General features: G+C 59.2%; 21 protein-coding genes. 9 read left to right on the forward strand and 12 right to left on the reverse strand.

Annotated elements, in window-relative coordinates; genetic code table 11:
- Positions 1-50 precede the first annotated feature (50 nt).
- Together GVN17_RS01725 and ddlA are read right to left on the reverse strand one after the other, a co-directional pair.
- Complete coding sequence (locus GVN17_RS01725; RefSeq protein ID WP_166593500.1) at positions 51-455, reverse strand: NUDIX domain-containing protein; 405 nt, start codon at positions 453-455, stop codon at positions 51-53.
- Positions 452-1543, reverse strand: a complete 1092-nt coding sequence (ddlA, locus tag GVN17_RS01730; protein ID WP_166593501.1) for a D-alanine--D-alanine ligase — start codon at positions 1541-1543, stop codon at positions 452-454. Before ddlA ends, GVN17_RS01725 begins: the two co-directional genes overlap by 4 nt.
- 200 nt (positions 1544-1743) lie before the next feature.
- Here ddlA and GVN17_RS01735 point away from each other — a divergent pair, with 200 nt between their 5' ends.
- The 3 genes from GVN17_RS01735 (at position 1744) to tsaA (ending at position 3703) form a co-directional block, all read left to right on the forward strand.
- Positions 1744-2454 (forward strand): rRNA pseudouridine synthase, encoded by a 711-nt coding sequence (locus tag GVN17_RS01735; protein WP_166593502.1) that lies wholly within the window; start codon positions 1744-1746, stop codon positions 2452-2454.
- A gap of 66 nt (positions 2455-2520) precedes the next feature.
- Positions 2521-2982 carry a DUF1456 family protein gene (locus GVN17_RS01740; protein ID WP_166593503.1) on the forward strand — a complete coding sequence of 154 codons (462 nt, stop codon included), beginning with the start codon at positions 2521-2523 and terminating at the stop codon, positions 2980-2982.
- A 16-nt stretch (positions 2983-2998) separates the two neighbouring features.
- Positions 2999-3703 carry a tRNA (N6-threonylcarbamoyladenosine(37)-N6)-methyltransferase TrmO gene (gene tsaA, locus GVN17_RS01745; protein WP_166593504.1) on the forward strand — a complete coding sequence of 235 codons (705 nt, stop codon included), beginning with the start codon at positions 2999-3001 and terminating at the stop codon, positions 3701-3703.
- A 189-nt stretch (positions 3704-3892) separates the two neighbouring features.
- On the opposite strand, the gene fpr is transcribed toward tsaA, so the two are convergent.
- Entirely contained in the window at positions 3893-4672 is a 780-nt protein-coding gene (gene fpr, locus GVN17_RS01750) for a ferredoxin-NADP reductase (protein ID WP_005616041.1), read from the reverse strand.
- Positions 4673-4793: 121 nt separating this feature from the next.
- Between fpr and GVN17_RS01755 the strand changes: the two genes are divergently transcribed.
- Positions 4794-5720 carry a LysR family transcriptional regulator gene (locus GVN17_RS01755; protein WP_166593505.1) on the forward strand — a complete coding sequence of 309 codons (927 nt, stop codon included), beginning with the start codon at positions 4794-4796 and terminating at the stop codon, positions 5718-5720.
- A gap of 28 nt (positions 5721-5748) precedes the next feature.
- Here GVN17_RS01755 and GVN17_RS01760 read toward each other — a convergent pair whose 3' ends face one another.
- Positions 5749-6117 carry a diacylglycerol kinase gene (locus tag GVN17_RS01760; protein WP_166593506.1) on the reverse strand — a complete coding sequence of 123 codons (369 nt, stop codon included), beginning with the start codon at positions 6115-6117 and terminating at the stop codon, positions 5749-5751.
- 107 nt (positions 6118-6224) lie between these two features.
- A complete protein-coding gene (erdR, locus tag GVN17_RS01765; RefSeq protein WP_166593507.1) occupies positions 6225-6872 on the reverse strand; it encodes a response regulator transcription factor ErdR in 648 nt (215 codons plus the stop codon).
- 227 nt (positions 6873-7099) lie between these two features.
- Here erdR and GVN17_RS01770 point away from each other — a divergent pair, with 227 nt between their 5' ends.
- The gene (locus tag GVN17_RS01770) at positions 7100-7984 is read left to right on the forward strand and encodes a DMT family transporter (protein WP_166593508.1); all 885 of its coding nucleotides are present in this window, start codon (positions 7100-7102) and stop codon (positions 7982-7984) included.
- Positions 7985-7988: 4 nt separating this feature from the next.
- On the opposite strand, the gene GVN17_RS01775 is transcribed toward GVN17_RS01770, so the two are convergent.
- Entirely contained in the window at positions 7989-8702 is a 714-nt protein-coding gene (locus tag GVN17_RS01775) for a tRNA-uridine aminocarboxypropyltransferase (protein WP_166593509.1), read from the reverse strand.
- 221 nt (positions 8703-8923) lie between these two features.
- Here GVN17_RS01775 and GVN17_RS01780 point away from each other — a divergent pair, with 221 nt between their 5' ends.
- The gene (locus tag GVN17_RS01780; RefSeq protein ID WP_166593510.1) at positions 8924-9349 is read left to right on the forward strand and encodes a PA3611 family quorum-sensing-regulated virulence factor; all 426 of its coding nucleotides are present in this window, start codon (positions 8924-8926) and stop codon (positions 9347-9349) included.
- Positions 9350-9358: 9 nt separating this feature from the next.
- On the opposite strand, the gene GVN17_RS01785 is transcribed toward GVN17_RS01780, so the two are convergent.
- Complete coding sequence (locus tag GVN17_RS01785; protein WP_166593511.1) at positions 9359-9547, reverse strand: hypothetical protein; 189 nt, start codon at positions 9545-9547, stop codon at positions 9359-9361.
- 496 nt (positions 9548-10043) lie between these two features.
- On the opposite strand from GVN17_RS01785, the gene GVN17_RS01790 reads away from it, so the two are divergent.
- Positions 10044-11156 carry an LOG family protein gene (locus tag GVN17_RS01790; protein WP_166593512.1) on the forward strand — a complete coding sequence of 371 codons (1113 nt, stop codon included), beginning with the start codon at positions 10044-10046 and terminating at the stop codon, positions 11154-11156.
- Positions 11157-11203: 47 nt separating this feature from the next.
- On the opposite strand, the gene recX is transcribed toward GVN17_RS01790, so the two are convergent.
- The 3 genes from recX to GVN17_RS01805 all read right to left on the reverse strand — a co-directional run bounded on the left by recX (position 11204) and on the right by GVN17_RS01805 (position 13348).
- On the reverse strand, positions 11204-11674 hold the full coding sequence (recX, locus tag GVN17_RS01795; RefSeq protein ID WP_166593513.1) for a recombination regulator RecX: 471 nt from the start codon (positions 11672-11674) through the stop codon (positions 11204-11206).
- An 8-nt stretch (positions 11675-11682) separates the two neighbouring features.
- On the reverse strand, positions 11683-12744 hold the full coding sequence (gene recA / locus GVN17_RS01800) for a recombinase RecA (protein ID WP_166593514.1): 1062 nt from the start codon (positions 12742-12744) through the stop codon (positions 11683-11685).
- An 85-nt stretch (positions 12745-12829) separates the two neighbouring features.
- A complete protein-coding gene (locus GVN17_RS01805; protein ID WP_166593515.1) occupies positions 12830-13348 on the reverse strand; it encodes a CinA family protein in 519 nt (172 codons plus the stop codon).
- Positions 13349-13827: 479 nt separating this feature from the next.
- On the opposite strand from GVN17_RS01805, the gene mutS reads away from it, so the two are divergent.
- Complete coding sequence (mutS, locus tag GVN17_RS01810) at positions 13828-16395, forward strand: DNA mismatch repair protein MutS (protein ID WP_166593802.1); 2568 nt, start codon at positions 13828-13830, stop codon at positions 16393-16395.
- 228 nt (positions 16396-16623) lie between these two features.
- Complete coding sequence (fdxA, locus tag GVN17_RS01815; protein ID WP_166593516.1) at positions 16624-16947, forward strand: ferredoxin FdxA; 324 nt, start codon at positions 16624-16626, stop codon at positions 16945-16947.
- 578 nt (positions 16948-17525) lie between these two features.
- Here fdxA and rpoS read toward each other — a convergent pair.
- Positions 17526-18530: an RNA polymerase sigma factor RpoS gene (gene rpoS / locus GVN17_RS01820; protein ID WP_166593517.1), complete on the reverse strand. Its 1005-nt coding sequence runs from the start codon at positions 18528-18530 to the stop codon at positions 17526-17528.
- Between the two features lie 104 nt (positions 18531-18634).
- Positions 18635-19546 (reverse strand): peptidoglycan DD-metalloendopeptidase family protein, encoded by a 912-nt coding sequence (locus GVN17_RS01825; RefSeq protein WP_166593518.1) that lies wholly within the window; start codon positions 19544-19546, stop codon positions 18635-18637.
- Positions 19547-19669: the final 123 nt, after the last annotated feature.

The raw sequence follows: 19669 nt of genomic DNA on the forward strand, positions 1-19669 counted from the left end.
GCGAATGAATTCGCTCCCACAGGTTTGACCTGCGTTGAGTTCCGGACACGTCAGGCGATTTGAAGAGACCGGTACAACGGCAAAATCGAATCCCGGGTCAACGGCGCGAGGTGCAGGTGATCAACACGCTCTGCGTCGACCCAGACGATTTCCTCGATCTCCGCCGCAGGCACAACCGCTTGGTCAACGTCCAGCCGATACAACTGGCAGTTCACTTCAAAGCCCGGCTCATTCGCGGCCACCGCCGAAAACTCGCCCAGAAACTGCGCCTGCTCTGGCTCAACCAACAGGCCCAGCTCTTCGTTCAGCTCTCGCGCCAACGCCACGGCAGCGGTTTCACCCGCGTCGATCTTGCCACCCGGCTGCATGAACGCCTGGGTCCCGCGTTTGCGCACCAGCAGCGTTCGCCCGTCCGCGCCGATCAACAACGCCGCTGCAATGCGGATGACCTTCACAGCACCACCTCGGTTTTCAAGGCGCGGGCCTCATCGGCACGCTCCAGCGCCAGCACGATCAAGCGATCAATCAGCTCCGGATAGCCCAAGCCGCTGGCCTGCCAGAGTTTCGGGTACATGCTGATAGAGGTGAAACCGGGCAGCGTGTTGACCTCGTTGATGATGATTTCCCGCGCCTCAGTGACGAAGAAATCGACCCGCGACAGCCCTGCGCAACCGAGCACGCGATAGGCCTGCAACGCGACCTCTCGGACTTCATCACTCAGGTCTGTCGGAAGATCGGCAGGGATCGCAATACGCGCCTGGCCGTCGTTCAGGTATTTGGTGTCGTAGGCGTAGAACTCGTCGTTGGCGACCACTTCACCGCACACGCTGACTTGCGGTTCGTGGTTGCCCAACACCGCGCATTCCACTTCACGACCGACGATACCCTGCTCGATCAGCACTTTGTTGTCGTAGTCGAAGGCGAGTTTCAACGCCGTGTCGTAGCTGGCTTGATCGGTGACTTTGCTCACGCCCACCGACGAGCCCTGGCTCGCCGGTTTGACGAACAGCGGCAGGCCCAGTTGCGCGGACACGCTGACGAAATCCACCGACTCGCCCCGGTGCAGCACGGCGAACGGCGCCACAGCGATGCCCGCGTCACGCAGCAGACGTTTGGTCACGTCCTTGTCCATGCACACCGCCGAGCCCAGCACATCAGGGCCGACGCACGGGATGTCGAGCAGTCGCAACAGGCCTTGCAGCGCGCCGTCTTCGCCGGTGCTGCCGTGGATCAGGGGGAACACCACGTCAATGCGCGGCACGTCCAGACCGGTTTCCACTTCAACGAATTGCGGGCCTTTGGTGCCCGGTCTCAGGGACAGCAGACGCCCCGACTCGCTGAGTTTGATGTGCGCAGGGTCGTTGGCATTCTGCAGGTAGTCGCGCTCGTCGAAACGCAGCCAGTGGCCCTGTTTGTCGATGCCGATCAGAGTGATGTAGTAGTTGTTGCGATCAATCGCATTGATCACGTTGCGCGCCGATTGCAACGACACTTCATGTTCGGAGGATTGCCCACCGAAAACGATGGCGACTGACTTTTTCAAAGGGGAAACTCCTGGATTTCAGGTCGCAGAGTCAAAAGCAATTTGCGCCGTTAGTCCAGCCCCGAGGGCCTTTGGTTGACGGAATGCAGACGTGTAAAGCGCAGGATTGGCACGATTCATCAGGCATTTTCAATGTGGCCGCGATTAACGGAGCCCGCGCGGGTACAATGCCCCCTTTCTCTTCTGCTACGGCTTTTCTCATGACTGACCCCATTCGCCTTTCCAAACGCCTTATCGAGCTGGTCGGCTGCTCAAGACGCGAGGCCGAGCTGTTCATCGAAGGCGGCTGGGTGACAGTGGACGGCGTCGTCATCGACGAGCCGCAATTCAAAGTCGAAGGCCAGACCGTGGCCCTCAGCCCCGACGCCAAGGCGGTCACCCCGGAAGCGGTGACGATTCTGTTCAACGTACCCGCAGGCATGAGCCCCGAGCAGGCATTGCCGCTGATCACGCCCGACTCACTGTCGGCCGAGCACAGTTTTGGCAAGCGCCCACTCAAGGGTCACTTCCTGCGCCTGGAAGCGATTTCCACGCTGCAAGCCAACGCCAGCGGCCTGATGGTGTTCAGCCAGGACTGGAAAATCCTGCGCAAGCTCACCGACGACCGCAGCAAGATCGAGCAGGAATACGTGGTCGAAATCGACGGCGAGATGGTCGCTCACGGCCTCAATCGCCTGAACCACGGCCTGATGTACAAAGGCAAAGAACTGCCGAAAGTCAAAGCCAGCTGGCAGAACGAAACCCGCCTGCGCTTCGCCATGAAAAACCCGCAACCCGGCGTCATCGCCCAGTTGTGCGAGGCCGTGGGCCTGAAGGTCGTGTCCATTCGCCGGATTCGCGTCGGCGGCGTGTCCATCGGCAAGGTGCCCGAAGGTCAATGGCGCTACATGACCGACAAAGAAAAGTTCTAATCCCCCCCTTTTTGAGCGCCGCGACCTGTCGCGCGCTGACACCCGATTGCTCAGGAAACACGCATCATGATGAACAACGACGTACTGCGTAGCATCCGCTACATGCTCGATATCAGCGACGCCAAGGTGGTGGACATCGCCAAGCTGGGCGGCATTGAGGTGACCAAGGCGCAGGTCATCGCCTTCACCAAGAAAGACGAAGAAGAAGGCTTCGAGCCGTGCAGCGATGAAATCATGGCGCACTTCCTTGACGGCCTGGTGTTCTTCAAGCGCGGCAAGGACGAGAGCCGCCCGCCCCTGCCCGTCGAGTTGCCGATGACCAACAACATCGTGCTGAAAAAGCTGCGCGTCGCCTTCGAACTCAAGGAAGAAGACATGCACGCGATCCTCAAAGCGTCGGACTTCCCGGTGTCCAAGCCGGAGCTGAGCGCGCTGTTCCGCAAGGCCGGTCACAACAACTACCGCGTGTGTGGCGACCAGTTGCTGCGCAACTTTTTGCGGGGCCTGACCCTGCGCGTTCGTGGCTGAGTCTGACGGTCATTCGATGAGCCAGTCTTACAGCGTTTCGCCCATCGGCTACGTCCGTTCCTGCTTCAAGGAAAAATTCGCCATTCCGCGCCAGCCGCAGCTTGCCCCTGCCGCTCGTGGCGTGCTGGAGTTGGTGCCGCCGTTCGATCAAGGCGATGCCGTGCAGGGATTGGAGCAGGTCAGCCATGTCTGGCTGCTGTTTCTGTTTCACGAAGCGCTTGAAGACAAGCCTCGCTTGAAGGTCCGCCCTCCTCGCCTTGGCGGCAATCAGTCGATGGGCGTGTTCGCGACCCGAGCCACCCACCGCCCCAACGGCATCGGCCAATCGGTGGTCAAGCTGGAGAAGGTCGAAGCCGGTCGCCTGTGGTTATCGGGCATCGACCTGCTGGACGGCACGCCAGTGCTGGACGTCAAACCCTACGTGCCTTACGCCGACGTTATCATCGATGCCCGCAACACCATGGCCGCTGCGGCACCCGAGTTGATCCCGGTGTCATGGGACGACGACGCGCTGCATCAGGCCCGCGAACACGGGCTGCGTCTGGCCGAACCGTTGATCGAGCTGATCGAGCAATGCCTGGCCCAAGACCCACGCCCCGCGTATCAGCAGCCTGCACCCGAGCGGCGTTACGGTGCGCAATTCTGGGACGTAGACGTGCGCTGGCATTACCCGCACCCAGGACAGATCCGAGTGCTGGAAGTGGTGCTGTCAGGCAACTGACCTGCTGACAAGCGCCCACAAAAAAACCGCCTGGTCCGTGACCTCCAGGCGGTTTTTTTCAGACGCCCAAATGGCAGGCGCCTGTACTGACTTGGTCGCGGACAAATCCGCCCCCACAGTCACTGTGCGAGCGGTTCATCCGCGATTGGGTCGATCCTGAACCTGCTCGTTACAGCAGGCTGAAAAGGCTTACTTCTCGACGAATGCGCGCTCGATCAGGTAATCGCCCGGCTCGCGCATGCGTGGCGAAACGGTCAGGCCGAAGCTGTTTAGCACTTCGCTGGTCTCGTCGAGCATACTCGGGCTGCCGCACAGCATGGCGCGGTCGTCCTGCGGGTTGATCGGTGGCAGACCGATGTCGCTGAACAGCTTGCCGCTGCGCATCAGGTCGGTCAGACGGCCTTCGTTTTCGAACGGCTCGCGGGTCACGGTCGGGTAGTAGATCAGCTTGTCGCGCAGCGATTCGCCGAAGAATTCGTTTTGCGGCAGGTGCTCGGTGATGAACTCGCGGTAGGCGACTTCGTTCACGTAACGGACGCCGTGGCACAGGATGACCTTCTCGAAACGCTCGTAGGTTTCAGGGTCTTGAATGACGCTCATGAACGGCGCCAGACCGGTGCCGGTGCTCAGCAGGTACAAGTGTTTACCAGGCTTGAGGTCGTCCAGCACCAGCGTGCCCGTAGGCTTTTTGCTGATGATGATCTCGTCGCCTTCTTTCAGGTGTTGCAGCTGCGAGGTCAGCGGGCCGTCCGGCACCTTGATGCTGAAGAACTCCAGATGCTCTTCCCAATTCGGGCTGGCGATGGAGTAAGCACGCATGAGCGGGCGCCCGTTTGGCTGCTGCAGACCGATCATGACGAACTGACCGTTCTCGAAGCGCAGACCAGGATCACGGGTGCACTTGAAACTGAAGAGGGTGTCGTTCCAGTGATGAACGCTGAGGACACGCTCGTGATTCATGTTGCTCATGGTACGTGGGAACTCCTGAAATTTGCCTGCGCCGATGAAAGCGCCATTGCGCGATATTCTAGTGGCAGACACAATATCTGTTAACTGGATTATCAAGATATGGGTTATCGGTTATATAGATATGCGATTCACTCTCCGTCAACTGCAAGTGTTCGTCGCCGTGGCCCAGCAGGAAAGCGTTTCCCGCGCGGCCGTGCTGCTGTCGTTATCGCAATCGGCGGCCAGCACCTCCATCACTGAGCTGGAGCGGCAATCCAGCTGCCAGCTGTTCGACCGCGCCGGTAAGCGACTTAGCCTGAACGCCACCGGGCGACAACTGCTGCCCCAAGCGGTGGCCCTGCTCGATCAGGCCAAGGAAATCGAAGACCTGCTCAATGGCAAGTCGGGCTTCGGCTCGCTGGCCGTCGGCGCCACCCTCACCATCGGCAATTACCTGGCGACCCTGCTGATCGGCAGTTTCATGCAGCGCCATCCGGAAAGCCAGGTGAAACTGCATGTACAGAACACCGCCAATATCGTGCAGCAAGTCGCGCACTACGAGATCGACCTGGGCCTGATCGAAGGCGATTGCAGCCATCCTGACATCGAGGTCCAGACGTGGGTCGAAGATGAGCTGGTGGTGTTTTGCGCGCCACAGCACCCGCTGGCCAAACGCGGCCACGCGACCCTGGCGGAATTAACCCATGAAGCGTGGATTCTGCGGGAACAAGGTTCAGGCACGCGCCTGACCTTCGATCAATCGATGCGCCATCACCTCAACAGCCTCAACGTGCGCCTGGAGCTTGAACACACCGAAGCCATCAAACGGGCCGTGGAGTCGGGTCTGGGGATTGGCTGTATTTCTCGACTGGCGCTGCGTGACGCCTTTCGCCGGGGCAGTCTGGTGGCGGTGGAAACCCCCGAGCTGGACCTGGTTCGCCAGTTTTACTTCATCTGGCACAAGCAAAAGTATCAGACCAACGCGATTCGAGAGTTTCTGGACCTGTGCCGTGCATTCACGGCCGGGGTGCGGCGCAGCGACGAGATCGTGCTCCCGAGCATCGCTTGAAACGACGCTGGGCTCATTAAAGGCAGGCTTACCCCAGCAGGATCAACGCCCACACCACCGCAATCATGCTCAACGCCACGAACTGCGCCGCACTGCCCATGTCCTTGGCGTTCTTGGACAGCGGGTGGCGGTCCAGCGAGATGCGGTCGATAGCGGCTTCGATGGCGGAGTTCAGCAGTTCGACGATCAGTGCCAGCAGGCACACGGCAATCAGAATCGCACGCTCTCCCCGGCTGACATGAAATACGAACGACAGCGGAATCAGAATGACGTTGAGCAACACCAACTGACGGAACGCCGCTTCGCCTTTGAAGGCGGCGGTCAGGCCGTCGAGGGAATAGCCGGAAGCATTGAGGATACGTTTGAGGCCAGTCTGGCCCTTGAATGGGGACGTCATAAAGAAAACTACTGAGAAATGAAGACGGTGGAGGCTAGTGCAGCGGCGGTCAAAAAAGTGTGAAGAACCACCGCTGAAGAGCCAGATAAAGCGCCGAAACAGCCTTTTCAATTCGGCGAAATAGATTCCAGTTGTTGCAGCAACAACGCCGCCTGGGTGCGGGTGCGTACGTTCAACTTACGGAAGATGGCAGTCACGTGGGCCTTGATCGTCGCTTCTGACACGCTCAACTCATAGGCGATCTGCTTGTTCAACAACCCCTCGCAGACCATAGTCAGCACCCGGAATTGCTGAGGTGTCAGGCTGGCAAGGCCTTCGCTGGCGGCTTTGGCTTCCGCCGAAACGCTGACGCTCTCGTTGACCTGCGCGGGCCACCAGACATCGCCATCCAGCACGGTCCGTACAGCCTGTTGAATGGTTTCGAGCGAGCTGGACTTGGGAATGAAACCGCTGGCGCCGAACTCGCGGGACTTGACCACCACGGCCGCCTCTTCCTGAGCCGAGACCATCACCACCGGCACCTGCGGGTATTGACCGCGCAGCAATACCAGCCCTGAAAAGCCATACGCGCCCGGCATATTGAGGTCCAGAAGAACGAGGTCCCAATCGGCCTTTTCAGTCAAGCGCGCTTCCAGATCGGCGATGCTTTCGGCTTCGACCAGTCGAGCGTCCGGGCCGAGGCCCAGGGTGAGGGCTTGGTGCAAGGCACTGCGAAACAAAGGGTGGTCATCGGCGATCAGGATTTCGTAGGTCATTTCATGATCCTGTTTATAAGTGAGCGCCGACGGATTCAGCCCTCACGATGGCATCCTCAGATGCCAGCCTTCACGGTGCGTCAATCTGACGCGTGCCATGCCGTCCAAAGCAGACAGATGACGGCGTTCAGACATTCACGCGGCGCCAAGGATGCCCAGCACAGCCGGGGTGGTCAAGCCTGACGGTTTACGGCACAGTTCGCGGCCCTGCCTTGACGAGTGCCATCATGCAAAACCACGCCCTGCGAGCGGATCTGCTCATGCTCCTGACCGCGATGATCTGGGGCAGCGGCTTCGTCGCCCAGACCGCTGGCATGGATCACATCGGTCCCTACCTATTTTCAGGGCTGCGCTTTGCCCTCGGTTCGCTCTGCCTGCTGCCACTTATAGTGCGCCGCCCCGCAACAGGGCCTCAGCCGGAACCCCTGCTGACCCGAGGCTTGCTGCAAGGCGGCATCGTGATGGGCCTCGCACTGGCGCTCGGCATCAACCTGCAACAGGTCGGCCTGCTGTTTACCAGCGTCACCAATTCGGGGTTCATCACTGGGCTGTATGTGATTGTAGTGCCCATTCTGGGCCTGTTCCTCGGGCATAAGACCGGCATCGGTACCTGGCTGGGCTGTCTGCTCGCCGTCCTGGGGATGTTTCTGCTGAGCGTGGGCGAGAACTTTCACGTCGCGTCCGGCGACTGGCTGCAACTGATTGGCGCTTTCGTCTGGGGCGGGCATGTGATCCTGGTGGGGGTGTTCGCCAGTCGTCACGACCCGGTGCGTCTGGCGTTTTTGCAGTTCGTCACCTGCTCGGTGGTGAGCCTGATCCTCGCGCTGGTTTTCGAACCCATCGCGCTTGACGCCATCGTCGCGGCAGCGCCTTCTGTCCTGTACGGCGGCGTGGTCGCGGTGGGGATCGGCTACACCTTGCAAGTCGTCGCGCAAAAACATGCGATTGCCTCTCACGCCGCAATCATCCTGTCGCTGGAAGCGGTATTTGCGGCCATTGCCGGGGCCTGGATTCTGGGCGAAGCCTTGCAGGTACGCGGCTATGTGGGGTGTGGATTGATGCTGGCGGGGATGTTGCTGGCGCAGCTGTGGCCGAGGAAAGCGCACAGCTGACCGCTCACTCTATAAACGCCTTCAAATAGCGGTGCGGGGCATCGTCCGGATCAATCGGCAGTTGAAACTTCGCGCCCAGATAATGGGCGCTGAACACATCCAGATAGGCGTCCAGCACACTTGCCGCCTGCTGGTCGTCCGCCAGTTCCAGACACAACGCCGCGACCTCAGCCGTGCAGAAGTGATCATCGCGTTTCGAGCGGCGCAGGCGGTAACGCGACATGTGTTCCGGCGCCAGACTCAACACCGGCAGTTGATCCAGGTACGGACTCTTGCGAAACATTTTGCGCGCTTCCGGCCACGTGGCGTCGAGCAGAATGAACAGCGGGCGCTTGCCGTTTTCCACCTTCACCTCGGTGACCACCCGCTCAGCCGCGACGAACTCGCCGGGGAACACGATGTACGGCTGCCATTGCGGGTCGCTCAGCAGCGCGGGCAGCTTCTCGTCGATATCGGTCCGGGACCAACTAAAGGCCTCCGTGTCCTTGATCACATCAGCGATCAGCCAGCCGGTGTTGGTGGGTTTCAGCGGCTCGGTGTCATACATCAACAAACAAACCGCCGACTTGGCCTCGACCGCCGGCTTCCATCCACACAGGCAATAACTCTCGATCACCCGACACCCGGCACATCGCGGCGCACGAGAACCTCGAGCGATGAAAGGCTTGGTGCTGCGGGCGAGGCGTTCGGCGCGCAGACGCGCAACGGCGTGGGTCATGGGACAAGGCAGCCGTGCGAGGGCGTCGGGTAGCGACAAGACAGGAACACAAAGGACATCCGGGATGCAAAAAAGTCGGCGCAGTCTACCAGAGCCACCCCGTTCACTGGTGTCCGCCGAGGCGACTCACCTATACTGCTCGCCCTCGAACACCCCCAGTCACCAGTGAACGCCCACGGCCGCTGCCGGTCCAACGACGTTCATTGCCCCAGGAGAGTCCAATGCTTCGCCTTATCGCCCCCACCCTCACGCTTTTGCTCGTCGCTCCGCTGTTCGCCAACGCGGCGTCCAAACAGGATTACGAACTGAACAAAGAGCTGGAACAAGTCGCGGCGAAAAGCAACGTCGGCAAGCCCAACGCCATCAGCGAAGACATTCTCGACGAAGGCTACACCGTTGATGGCCGCGTGCTGATCGACCATCTCAGCGTGCAAGCCGGCCAGGCCGCGCAGATGCGTGAAAACCCGGAACTGATGGGTCGCCAACTGGGCACCAGCGTCTGCCGCAACCCTGGCTATCGTCAGTTGATGGCCAAAGGCGCGATCCTGCGTTACGAATTCAAGGAATACAAAACCAACCGCCTGATCACGACCCAGCAGATCACCGCAGCCGACTGCGCCGCCAAGGCGCCCGCCAAGAAGAAATAACGCCGCTTTTCACGACGCCGCGCGCCGTTGTTGATCTTCGGCGCGCAGTTCGGCGACCAGCGCTTGAAGGTAGTAAGAACGCCTACCGTTTTGACTCAGACGCCTGATGCACTCCTGCTCTACGGTCGAATGGCTTCTACGCGCCGCCTCGCTCAATGACCGATACAGATCCACATCGACTTCCAGCCTGATCTCCATTTCATCCCTCCATGGGGCTGTCCATGCCATACCTTCAGCATGGGCAAACCTCGACGACTTCTCGTCGGTGCGCACTCGAACCACTGAGCACGAACCGCCGCTATCCAGGTTGCACTGGCATTCACCTTGCCATGCCTATCAGTAAATCAGAGGCCACGCCCGAGACCCGACTGACCGACGAGTGGGAAAACATTCATGTTGTGGCGGAAGGTGGGCATTGCCAGCCTCAGTGTTCGGGCACATCATCACGCCATCGGTTTTTACGAACAGTCACGGTTTCGTCACGCCGTCGAGGCAAAAGGGGTTGCCTGCCGCTGTCGTTACGCTCAATGTTTTTTTCTTTTCAACCAAGGACATAGACAGAATCGTTGGCGCGACCCTGTCGCCATCCAACCTGAGCCCTATTATGGAGATGGCCAGCAGCAGCGACGCATGAAGCGTCGTGACCCTGTCTCGACGGACAGGGTCGATGATTCTGCAGAAGGAGAAAGTTTGCATGCCTTACGTACCCAATGACGTGTTGTCCCGCCACTTCCAGGACAACGGGATCGACCTGGCGAAGATCGAAGAACAACTCAGCCTGGTCGCCCCCAACAGCCCGAACCTACCGCTCTACCGCGACATGATGCTGACCGTACTGCGCATGGCTCAGGACGATCGCAATCGCTGGAACGCCAAAATCACCCTGCAAGCCCTGCGCGAACTGGATAACGCCTTCCGCGTACTCGAACAGTTCCGAGGCCGCCGCAAGGTCACGGTCTTCGGCTCGGCACGAACCCCGGTCGAACACCCCGTCTACGGCTTGGCTCGCGAACTGGGCAAGCAACTCGCAGCCTCCGACCTGATGGTCATCACTGGGGCCGGTGGCGGGATCATGGCCGCCGCCCACGAAGGCGCGGGGCTGGATTACAGCCTGGGCTTCAACATTACCCTGCCCTTCGAACAGCACGCCAACGCCACAGTCGATGGCACGGGCAACCTGCTGCCTTTCCATTTTTTCTTCACACGTAAGCTGTTCTTCGTCAAAGAAGCCGACGCCCTAGTCCTCTGTCCCGGTGGTTTCGGTACGCTGGACGAAGCGTTGGAAGTGCTGACCCTGATCCAGACCGGGAAAAGCCCGCTGGTGCCGATTGTCCTGCTGGACGCCCCGGGTGGCACCTTCTGGGAAGGCGCTCTGAATTTCATCCGCAACGAACTCGAAGCCAACGGCTACATCCTGCCCACCGACATGAACCTGCTCAAGCTCGTGTACAGCGCAGAGGAAGCGGTGGCTGAAATCAACCAGTTCTACAGCAACTTCCATTCAAGCCGCTGGCTGAAGAACACCTTCATCATCCGCATGCATCACGCGCTGAATGAAAACGCTCTCGATCATCTGCAGAACGCTTTTGCTGACCTGCGACTGAGCGAAGACTTCCAGCAATACGCGCATCAGGACGAACACGACGACGAGCAGTTCAGCCACCTTTCGCGGCTCGCCTTTAAATTCAATGGCCGGAACCATGGACGCCTCCGGGCACTGGTGGACTTCATCAACCTGAGCGAGAACTGGGCGAAGCCGGCACAGGCTCAGGCAGCACGTGGGCGGGAGCCGTTGAAAGCGACGTGATGAGTGGATATCTGTAACCGTCCGGGCCGGGCGGTTACAGCCTCTGGTCAATAGTCGTCATGGCCTTTACCGCTTAACAGGCGGCCTATGAGCTCCGGCGGAAAGCCTCGATAGCTTAGAAATCGCATTTGCTGCCCCCGCTCACGCGCATCCTTGGGCAACTGCCCGCCGAACTTGCGCTGCCAGGACTCTTCCAGCTTTTCTCGCCAATCGATGCCGCATTCCCGAAGCGCCAGCTCGATGTCGGCGCGCTGCAACCCGCGCTGCCCAAGCTCTTCGCGAATACGCAAAGGACCGTATCCGGAACGGGCACGGTAGGAAACGAAACTTTCGAGATAACGGGATTCGGACAGCAGCCCCTCTTCCGTCAGACGGTCGAGGGCAGCTTCGATCAATTCAGGAGGGGCGCCGCGCTGACGCAATTTACGCGTCAGCTCGACTCGACCGTGCTCGCGACGTGCGAGCAGGTCCATTGCAGTACGCCGTACGGCGACGGGCGTATCAAGCGCTACCGACATGGCTGCTATCAGATGTCAGCGTCTTCGACTTCGGCCACATCATCTGCGGCAACGCGAGACGATTGGGCTTTGACATCCGGCGCTGCGGTCAGCAGTTTTTCACGGATTTGCTTCTCCAGGGTCGCGCCGATTTCCGGGTTGTCCTGCAGGAACTTGGCCGAGTTGGCTTTACCCTGACCAATCTTGTTGCCTTGGTAGCTGTACCAGGCACCGGATTTCTCCAGCAGACCGTGCAGCACGCCCAGGTCAATGATTTCGCCGTTACGGTAAATACCCTTGCCGTACAGAATCTGGAATTCAGCCTGACGGAACGGAGGCGCCACCTTGTTCTTCACGACTTTGACGCGGGTTTCGCTACCGACCACCTCGTCGCCGTCTTTCACCGCGCCGGTACGGCGGATGTCCAGACGAACCGAAGCGTAGAACTTCAGCGCGTTACCACCGGTGGTGGTTTCCGGGCTGCCGAACATGACGCCGATCTTCATACGAATCTGGTTGATGAAGATGACGAGGCAGTTGGCGTTCTTGATGTTACCGGTGATCTTACGCAGCGCCTGAGACATCAGACGGGCTTGCAGGCCGACGTGCATGTCGCCCATTTCACCTTCGATTTCAGCTTTCGGCACCAGTGCGGCCACGGAGTCGACGACGATCACGTCGATGGCGTTGGAACGCACCAGCATGTCGGTGATTTCCAGTGCCTGTTCGCCGGTGTCCGGCTGCGAGACCAGCAGGTCGTCAACGTTGACGCCCAGTTTGCCGGCGTACTCGGGGTCGAGGGCGTGTTCGGCGTCGACGAACGCACAGGTGGCGCCCATCTTCTGAGCTTCAGCGATGACCGACAGGGTCATGGTGGTTTTACCGGAAGACTCAGGACCGTAGATTTCAACGATCCGGCCTTTTGGCAGGCCGCCGATACCCAGAGCGATATCGAGACCCAGAGAGCCGGTGGAGATAGCAGGAATAGCCTGGCGGTCATGGTCGCCCATGCGCATCACGGCGCCTTTGCCGAACTGACGCTCGATCTGACCCAAGGCCGCAGCCAAGGCTTTCTTCTTGTTGTCGTCCATTGAAGTCCTCTCGTAATCGGTTAGGCCTGATGGCCGATATAACTGTATAAGTGAACAGTATTATTCCACAGGGTTGCGCGCGCGCCTACCCCCGATTTGGTATTTCTCCGCGAGCGAGGCGGATCAGCCCCTCTAGAGCGGCCTTTACCGTTTGTCGGCGCACGGCATCCCGGTCTCCAGCGAACTGAAAACGCTCGGCAATCAGTTGATCGGCTGCCCCCCAACAGATCCAGACGGTGCCCACCGGCTTCTCAACTGAACCGCCATCAGGACCCGCCACGCCGCTGACGGCGACCGAGAATTTCGCGGTGCTATGGGTTTGTGCGCCTCGGGCCATGGCCTCGACCACTTCCCGGCTGACAGCACCCACGCGGCCGAACAAAGCTTCAGGCACGCCCAATTGCTGGGTCTTCTGACGATTGGAATACGTGACATAACCGGCTTCGAACCAGGCCGAGCTGCCGGGGATACGGGTAATGGCTTCGGCAATGCCGCCTCCGGTGCAGGATTCAGCGGTGCTGACCTGCGCCTTGGCTTCCAACAGGCCCTTACCCAAGGCAGTGGCCAATTGAGTGATTTCGTCCACAACTCTTCTCCGTAACATTCAAGCGATGGGCACACGCTACACGACCGACGTGCAGGTGCAAGGCAGAACGCGGCCTGAGTCGTGACCGCGCCTGCATGAAGCTTTATTTCGGCTCCCGTTTCTCGGGACAGGGTTTCTTGACCGTTTCGATAACGGTCTCCCGAGGGCGGCGGCGCGCTTCGTCCAGCGTAATGAAGCGCCCGTTGGTTGAATCCCTTCCACGTTTACGTCGCATATAAAAGTCCCTTTCGATAAGCCTGCCCGGAATCGGGCAGTGACCCCGACAGCCTAGACAGCCGTTCAGCGCTTATGTCGATCCGGAAACGCGCCGTGACGAATACGCCGAACCTGCGGCCAGCGAACGTGCGTGGTAACCTTGCGCCCATCGCAAAAGCAATCGGATTTGACGTCGGCCCACGTAGGTGGTGTTCCCCGCGACCCCGTCCATTTGCCCAAATCTCCTAACGAATTTGCCTAAATAACTGATGAATAAAGCAATTTCCGATCTCTCTTCCCACACGCCCATGATGCAGCAGTACTGGAGGCTGAAAAATCAGCATCCGGATCAACTGATGTTTTATCGGATGGGCGACTTCTACGAGATTTTCTACGAAGACGCCAAGAAGGCCGCCAAGCTGCTGGACATTACGCTGACTGCACGCGGTCAGTCGGCGGGCCAGAGCATCCCTATGTGCGGCATTCCTTACCATGCGGCCGAGGGCTATTTGGCCAAGCTGGTAAAACTGGGTGAGTCGGTGGTGATCTGTGAGCAGATCGGCGACCCCGCCACCAGCAAAGGGCCGGTCGAGCGCCAGGTCGTGCGGATCATCACGCCGGGCACGGTGAGTGATGAAGCTTTGCTGGATGAGCGTCGCGATAACCTGATCGCGGCGGTATTGGGCGACGAACGCCTGTTCGGCCTTGCGGTGCTGGACATCACCAGCGGCAACTTCACCGTTCAAGAGATCAAGGGCTGGGAAAACCTGCTGGCGGAACTCGAGCGCATCAACCCGGTGGAACTGCTGATCCCGGACGATTGGCCACAAGGTCTGCCGGCCGAAAAACGCCGAGGCGCACGCCGTCGCGCGCCGTGGGATTTCGAACGGGATTCCGCGCATAAAAGTCTGTGCCAGCAGTTTTCGACCCAAGACCTCAAGGGCTTCGGCTGTGAAACCCTGACCCTGGCCATCGGCGCCGCGGGCTGCCTGTTGGGTTACGCCAAGGAAACCCAGCGCACTGCTCTGCCCCACCTGCGCAGCCTGCGCCACGAGCGCATGGACGACACGGTAATCCTCGACGGTGCCAGCCGCCGCAATCTGGAACTGGACACCAACCTCGCTGGTGGTCGCGACAACACGTTGCAATCGGTCATGGACCGCTGCCAGACGGCCATGGCAACGCGTTTGCTGACCCGTTGGCTGAACCGGCCGTTGCGCGATCTGAAGGTGCTGCAAGCCCGTCAGGAATCCATCGGCTGTTTCCTGGAGCGCTACCGCTTCGAAAACCTGCAACCGCAGCTCAAGGAAATTGGCGACATCGAACGGATTCTGGCGCGGATCGGCCTGCGTAATGCTCGCCCTCGCGATCTCGCACGCCTACGTGATGCTCTCGGCGCACTGCCTGAGCTGCAACTGGCGTTGGCCGAACTTGAAGCGCCGCACATTCAAGCGCTGGCGAAAACAGCCAGTACCTACCCGGAGCTGGCTGATCTGCTGCAACGGGCGATCATCGATAACCCGCCTGCGGTGATTCGCGATGGCGGCGTGCTGAAAACCGGCTACGACGGTGAACTGGACGAGCTGCTGTCGCTGAGCGAAAACGCCGGACAGTTCCTGATCGATCTGGAAACCCGTGAAAAAGCCCGCACCGGTCTCGCCAACCTCAAGGTCGGCTACAACCGCGTGCACGGCTATTTCATCGAGCTGCCGAGCAAGCAGGCCGAGCAAGCGCCAGCCGATTACATCCGTCGCCAGACGCTCAAGGGCGCCGAGCGTTTCATCACGCCCGAGCTGAAAGAATTCGAAGACAAGGCCCTGTCGGCCAAAAGCCGTGCGCTCGCCCGCGAGAAGATGCTCTACGAGGCGCTGCTGGAAGACCTGATCGGCCATCTCGCGCCGCTTCAGGACACCGCCGCCGCACTGGCCGAGCTGGACGTGTTGAGCAACCTGGCCGAGCGCGCGCTGAACCTGGACCTCAACCGTCCGCGCTTCATCGACGAGCCATGCATGCGCATCGAGCAAGGTCGTCATCCGGTGGTCGAGCAGGTGCTTTCAACGCCGTTCGTGGCCAACGACCTGGACCTCAATGACAACACCCGCATGCTGGTGATCACCGGTCCTAACATGGGCGGTAAATCCACCTACATGCGCCAGACCGCGCTGATCGTGCTGTTGGCGCACATCGGCAGTTTCGTGCCGGCCGCCAGTTGTGAGCTGTCGCTGGTGGACCGCATCTTCACCCGCATCGGCTCCAGCGATGACCTGGCCGGTGGCCGTTCGACGTTCATGGTGGAAATGAGCGAAACCGCGAACATCCTGCACAACGCCACCGACAAGAGCCTGGTGTTGATGGACGAAGTCGGTCGCGGGACCAGCACCTTTGACGGGCTTTCCCTGGCATGGGCTGCGGCAGAATGTCTCGCCCAGTTGCGGGCGTACACCTTGTTCGCCACGCACTATTTCGAGCTGACGGTGTTACCGGAAAGCGAACCACTGGTGGCGAACGTGCACCTGAACGCGACCGAGCACAACGAGCGCATCGTGTTCCTGCACCGCGTCCTGCCCGGCCCCGCAAGCCAGAGCTATGGCCTGGCCGTGGCCCAACTGGCGGGCGTTCCAGGCAACGTTATTACCCGCGCGAAGGAGCACTTGCAGCGTCTGGAAACCACCAGCCTGCCCCACGAGCAGCCCAAGCCAAAACCCGGCAAGGCACCTGCACCGCAGCAGGCGGACATGTTCGCCACCCTGCCGCACCCGGTGCTGGAGGAGTTGTCGAAGCTGAAAATCGATGACATGACACCGCGCCAGGCGCTCGATTTGTTATATGGACTGCAAAACCGGATCTAACGGTATTTGCAACAAGCTGTTAGAATCCCGCGCGGTTTGGGAACGGTACGGCCTTTAGCCTGGCTGTATGAAATCCGAGCCGCGTTCGAACATGGCGAACCAAGCCACGCCCCTCCTGCCCCGCAGGGTGGGCCGGACTGACTGTGTTCTGAATGGCCGGGAACGATCCCAACCGAGCAACCCTGACGTGAAGGGCTCTGCTGCCGCCGCCTGAGGAGAGAATTAGAAATGACCTTCGTCGTCACCGACAACTGCATCAAGTGCAAGTACACCGACTGCGTAGAAGTCTGTCCGGTGGACTGCTTTTACGAAGGCCCGAATTTCCTGGTGATTCACCCGGACGAGTGCATCGACTGTGCCCTCTGCGAGCCCGAATGCCCCGCCACTGCGATTTTCTCTGAAGACGAGATTCCGGCCGGCATGGAGAACTTCATCGAGCTGAACGCCGAGCTGGCAGATGTCTGGCCCAACATCACCGAGCGCAAAGACCCGCTGCCGGACGCTGAAGCGTGGGACGGCAAGCCTGGCAAGATCGCTGACCTGGAGCGCTAAGCCCCGCGCGATCCCCGGAAACGCAAAAGGCCCCTCGGGGCCTTTTTGCTGTGCATCGTATGCCCACTTTTTCGCAGGCAAAAAAAGGGGCGGTTTGACCCGCCCACATTTTTTCCGTAATCCCTTCAATCCTTTTTCATCATCCTGATGAATCGCATCCTGCGATGTCCTTGAGCAGTCTTCCTTGACCGCCTGTACCAATCCGTCGGTACAGTTCTGATAGTAGTGATTTATTCGAACAGGGCAATACCCCGGAGTTTGCAAAAAAATTCGAGGTGGCATACACCACTAAAAATAAACAGCCGCTAAATCAGTGAGATAAACACTATCGTGCAAATTAAGGCGGCTCTCACTGTCAGATTTAAGTGCAATGACTGACAGCTCGCGTGAGAAATGTCTTACAACTAAAGTTAGATATCCCCACACTCTGAAGAAAGATTAAACACGACATATACCGCTGCAAATATAATTGATTGTTCATGATCACAACTTCATATCGTCACAATAAAAAAGCCCCGAATGATCGGGGCTTTTTTCGGTGCCATCACGCTATTGAAGCAGACAAGACACGGGCCAAATCATTGAAACAACGATTCGCTGGACAGGCCGTTTTTCTCAAGAATTTCCCGCAGACGCTTCAAGCCTTCGACCTGAATCTGCCGTACACGCTCGCGAGTGAGACCAATCTCCAGACCAACGTCTTCCAGTGTGCTGCTCTCATGCCCGCGCAACCCAAAGCGGCGTACCACCACTTCGCGCTGCTTGTCGGTCAGCTCAGACAGCCACTGATCGATGCTTTGGGACAGGTCGTCGTCCTGCAGCAGCTCACAGGGATCAGTGGGCCGGTCATCCGTCAGCGTGTCGAGCAGGGTTTTGTCCGAGTCAGGCCCGAGCGAGACGTCCACAGAGGAAACCCGCTCATTGAGACCCAGCATGCGCTTGACTTCACCCACTGGCTTCTCCAGCAGGTTGGCGATTTCTTCAGGGGATGGCTCATGGTCAAGCTTCTGTGTCAGCTCACGTGCCGCACGCAGGTAAACGTTAAGCTCTTTGACCACGTGAATCGGCAGGCGGATGGTCCGCGTCTGATTCATGATGGCGCGCTCGATGGTCTGACGAATCCACCAGGTCGCGTATGTGGAGAACCGGAATCCGCGCTCCGGATCAAATTTCTCGACCGCTCGAATCAGGCCGAGATTGCCCTCTTCGATCAGGTCCAGCAATGACAAGCCCCGATTGACGTAGCGTCTGGCGATTTTGACCACCAGGCGCAGATTGCTCTCAATCATGCGTTTGCGTCCGGCCGGGTCCCCTTTCTGCGACAGACGCGCAAAGTGAACCTCTTCTTCCGGAGACAGCAACGGAGAGAAACCGATTTCATTGAGGTAGAGCTGCGTGGCATCCAGTGCCCGCGTGTAGTCGATGTACTTGTGTTGCTTGAGTGCTGTGGAGTTTTTGGCCTTCGCACGAACAGAAGGTGTAGCTGGCTTCTCATCCGCTGCAGAATCCAGGACGATCCCGTGCTCCATAAGGAGGACCTCGTCGTCTATGTCAAACTCCGGCACTTCTCTGTTGAGAGCCATTGTTATAGTCCTTTGGTGAGTTCGACCTCAAGCTCCAGTGGCGCCTTTTTCCTTGGCATCACGTGAGCCTGTCCCCTCTACGGCAGGAACAGGCTGACAACTGATCAACGACGTGGCAAGAATTCCAGTGGGTCTACCGGTTTACCCTGACGGCGAATCTCAAAGTGGAGTTTCACCCGGTCAGTCCCCGTGGACCCCATCTCGGCAATTGCCTGCCCTGCCTTGACCTGTTGCCCCTCCCGAACCAAAAGCCTACGGTTGTGACCGTAAGCACTGACGTAGGTATCGCTGTGTTTGATGATCACTAATTCGCCGTAGCCCCGTAATCCACTCCCGGCGTATACAACAGAACCATCAGACGCGGCCAAAACAGGCTGTCCCAAATCACCGGCGATATCAATGCCTTTATTCAAACTACCGTTTGAAGAAAATTTGCCAATCAAAACACCACTAGTTGGCCATGCCCAACCGCTCGGAGAACGCGCTCCCGCAATAACGGGCGTATTCACTGGCGTCGTTACAGGCGTAGTTGCGGGCGGCCCGTTACTTCCTGAAGTTGAATCAACAGGACGTGTAATAACGGTGGTCTTGATTGAACCCGAAGGCGAACTTGAATTGGACGTGGTGCTCCCGGACGCTGCGGCCTGGGGTACAACCACGGGCGCCGCCGCTACGACAGGTGCACTCGAATTCGAGCGCCCGTCGAAGCGAATGGTCTGGCCGACGTGGATGGTGTAGGGCTCAGGGAGGTTGTTACGGGCTGCCAATGCCTTCCAGTCCCAACCGTAACGAAAGGCAATGGAAAACAGGGTATCGCCGCGCTTGACGACGTACTGACCGGTCGTGACAGGCTGACGAACCGGCGCAGCGGGCTTGGCAGCGTTGCGGTCGACGACACGCACGCCCCCCGAAGGCGCGCTGGAGCAACCGACCAGAAGGACACTCAAAGCAATGCCAATCACCAGACGTGGAAAACTTGCTGAAAACGTACGCTGCCGAATGACTGTGAGACTCACCCGCCACTCCCTTTACTGGTGACTGAATTAAAGCTGCCTATTGTGTCTTGGTGATGACCGGCAGCCATGGGGAAACTGGTTACGAAAAACTTCACGGCGAGAGACGTCGACGGGCCAGGCCCT

The sequence above is a fragment of the Pseudomonas sp. SLFW genome, from assembly GCF_009905615.1.
GTDB lineage: Bacteria > Pseudomonadota > Gammaproteobacteria > Pseudomonadales > Pseudomonadaceae > Aquipseudomonas > Aquipseudomonas bambusae.